Origin of the sequence: Dietzia sp. PP-33 (genome assembly GCF_033790845.1) — a bacterium.
Taxonomy (GTDB): domain Bacteria; phylum Actinomycetota; class Actinomycetes; order Mycobacteriales; family Mycobacteriaceae; genus Dietzia.
This window is the reverse complement of record NZ_JAMYEI010000025.1, coordinates 1-3,228: the sequence shown is the minus strand read 5'-3', so window position 1 is coordinate 3,228 and position 3,228 is coordinate 1. Positions and strand designations below refer to the sequence as shown.

The 3,228-nt window shown below is 65.7% G+C and carries 3 protein-coding genes; all 3 read right to left on the bottom strand.

What is annotated here, in order from left to right; genetic code table 11:
- Nucleotides 1–6: 6 nt before the first annotated feature.
- Nucleotides 7–1,431: a hypothetical protein gene (locus NJE57_RS19890; protein ID WP_319030219.1), complete on the bottom strand. Its 1,425-nt coding sequence runs from the start codon at nt 1,429–1,431 to the stop codon at nt 7–9.
- A gap of 81 nt (nt 1,432–1,512) precedes the next feature.
- On the bottom strand, nt 1,513–1,854 hold the full coding sequence (locus NJE57_RS19885) for a helix-turn-helix transcriptional regulator (RefSeq protein ID WP_319030218.1): 342 nt from the start codon (nt 1,852–1,854) through the stop codon (nt 1,513–1,515).
- A complete protein-coding gene (locus tag NJE57_RS19880; RefSeq protein ID WP_319030217.1) occupies nt 1,851–2,861 on the bottom strand; it encodes a tyrosine-type recombinase/integrase in 1,011 nt (336 codons plus the stop codon). Before NJE57_RS19880 ends, NJE57_RS19885 begins: the two co-directional genes overlap by 4 nt.
- Nucleotides 2,862–3,228: the final 367 nt, after the last annotated feature.

Here is a 3,228-nt window from a genome sequence, read left to right as displayed (position 1 = left end):
TACTGGTCAGGTGTCGGGTTCTGTGGTGTCGGGTTCCTGGTGGAGTTCGGGGTAGGCGCTCCAGGAGACGCCGCTGATGAATGCGTGGCGTTCGGTTGTCTGAGCTCTGTATCCGAATTGGGTTGCCGCGATCGCTGGAGGAATGCTGCGGACCAGCTCGCGCATCGCGCTGTTGCGTGCGCCTCGAAGATCGATCCCGTTGGCGCGGAGCTTTCCCATCAGGGTCTGCGGGTTGATGTGATGGCCTGCAGTGACTCCGGGAAATAGCCACTGGGATGTTCGGTTGGCGGCGGTGTTCATGTTGGGCCGCTGTGCGATGAGCGCGATCACCGGGTCGGCGAGCGGATGCGGCAGTTCTACCTCGGCGTCGGCGAAGCGGATCCATAGGCTGCCGCTGTCGTCGATTCTCAGTGCGTCCAGTTCGATGGCGGCGATGCGCGAAACTGGTTGCGCGCAGATCAGCAGCAGGACGGTGGCGGCTTTGACCCACACCGGGGTGTCACGGTGTTCCAGGATCGTCGTCAATTGGGCGTAGCGCTCATCGTCGCTGGTCATGGGGTGGGTTCGAGCCCGCCGGTAGGGGAACTTCAGGTGGGCGGCCATGTGTTGATGCGTGATGCACCATCTGACGAACATTCTGGCGGTGCTGCGGGTGGTCGGCCCGGTAGCGAGCCAGGTGTCTATATCGGACTGCGTCGCTTCCGCCAGCGGCGTGTTACGGGTGTAGAGCCAGTTGACGAAGTCGATCGCGGCGGTGATCTCCTGCTTGGCGTTGGCGATTGGCCCGTTTTCCAGGGGTTGGCGGTGCGCGCGGGTGCGGAGGTTGCGCAGGTGATGCCAGGTGGCGAATCCGGTGATGACCTGCTGCGATTGGTGAATTGGTGTGGAGGCGAGCTTCTTTTTGAGCCAGCTGGTGAAGCGGTCGAGGTTGCGGTCGTAGGGTGCGAGGATTCCGCAGCTGATGAACAGGTCCCGGAGATGGCGTGCGGTGCGTTCGGCGGGGTAGTGGGCGAAGGTGTCGTGACTGATGGTCAAGCGGTGTTGCGCGAACCCGTCCAGGAGCTCGCGCACGTCGGGGTTGCGCAGCCAGATGAGCGCACTGCGGGGGTGGTCTTGGCTGGTCAGCGCATCGAGTAGGGGCTGCAGCTCGGTGGAAATGTGGCCGGTGTCGGCGGTGGTGAGCAGGGCGGTCAGGTCGTCGGTGAGGCAGCATCGGGCGCAGAGTCCGCGGCGGTGGGGTTCGTCCTGGTCGCCGCAGCGGGTGCAGGTCAGTCGGGGGTCGTCGATTCCGGCGCAGTCGGTGCAGATGGCCTGGTTGCCTGAGAGGCCGGGCAGGAGCCGGTCCGGCCTCTGGCAGCTGGGGCATGTCCCGCGGCGGCGGGTGGCCTGTTGGTAGCAACGGCGGCAGAGGAAGCCCTCGGGCCAGCGCACGCCGCGATGCTGGCGTTCGTCGTGGCACCGTGTGCAGTGGTACTTCGATGTGTCAGCCATGTGCCCGCCGCCGAGGATTACCTAGGCCGGTGGGCCGGGTCGGTGGATGTGGGCCCGCTTCGGTCGCAGCGGTCCATCAGCTGCGGGGGAGACGTCGGTGGCCGTGGCGGTGCGCCGTGAGGGTGCGGTATCGACGCGGAAGTCGCAGAGGTCTTCGACGCTGCAGTCAAGGACGTGGCACAGGGCACCGAGCAGGGCCAGGGGTAGCCGGTCCGGGGTGCGCCCGAGTAGGCGGTAGAGCTGCGAGGCGGAGAGCTCGATACCGACCTCGTGCAGTGGGGTGATCAGGTCAGACAGGTTGTGCATGTCTCGGTCGGTCATGATTTGGCGTAGTCGCCACTGGTAGGCGATCCGGTGCTTCATGTCTCGGTGGTCCTTTCGGGCAGGCGGCCGGCTGCGGCGCGTAGTGCGGCGGCTACGACGCGGCTGCGGTAGTCGGGGGAGACGAAGGTGTAGAGGGAGGTGGTCGAGGCGTACTCGTGTCCGACTTGCTCTTGGATGAAGCGGGTGTCGTAGCCGGACTCGACCAACAAGGTGACGTAGCTGCGGCGCAGGGAGTGAAAGTCCAGGCCCGGGTCGGTCAGCCCGGCGGTGTCACAGAGGTCGGCGAAGCTGTGGGACAGTGCCCCGTTCGAGATTCGTTCGGATCGTTCGGTGGGAAACAATGCGGTCCCGGTGGTGCGGTCGAAGCTGGTGCGCCCCAGGTCGATCCACTGCTCGAGGCAGTCGATCACCCACGCGGTCTCCGGGACGGTCAGGACGCCGCGTCGTTTGGCGGGGGACCCTTTGCCGGGCTTGCCGTAGCGGACGTAGCAGACCCCGAACTGGCCGAACTGTGGTGCCCGCGGATTCGGCCCGAAATCGGTCAGGTCCAGCATGCGCACTTCGTTGCGCCGTAGGCCCCAGGCGTAGGCGACTTTGGTGATCGTCGCGGTTCGCAGCGCCACCATCGCCCCCTTCGTGCCGACCTCGTGGCGGCGGGTGACCTGCTCGTCCGCGGTATCGCACAGGTCTTGCAGCTCGTCGGTGGTGTACGCCCGTTTGCGTGGGTCGCCGGGGCCCTCGTGGGCGTGGCGGGCCGAGTTGGCCTCGGTGATGATCTGTACGGGATGGGTGGCGAACCGGTCCTGGCATTGCTCGGCCCACTCGTAGGCCGGGTCGAGCAGGTAGTCCATGAAGTGCCGCAGCGCACCCTGGTAACTCAGGATCGTGCTGTGTGCGAGACGGTGGATCCCGCGCAGTTCGGTGATCCAGTCATCGGCCATCACGGGCGTCCAGGCCCACGGGCCGTCGACCTCGCAGAAGTCCTGGAACCGCCGGATCGTTGCTACCTGCGCTGAGATGGTGCCGGCCGAGAGGTTCCGTGCCATTTGTTGGTGGGACCAGCCGGTCACCATTGCCTCGAACACCGCGGTTTCCGGTCGCAAGACAGCGATACCGTCGGCCAGCTGCAGCCGCGCCGATCCCGGAGGAAGATCCTGATTCGACATCTCGCACCGCCCAAACATGGTTCGCGATATGTGCGAAAGTATCGCACTTTATGCGAATCTCGACAAGAGGCCGCTGGTGGCAGCGTTACCCGCCATTCCGCTATGGCCCAGCGGTCAAGGCGCAGCAAGAGCCGGAGCGGCAATCCGGCACCTGAGGGCGTGCAGGTCACGCGGCCTGTCGGGCACTACGGGCGAGGGGCAGTTCGGGGAGGTGTTGAGTTCGCAGGATCTACAACTCGACACCCTG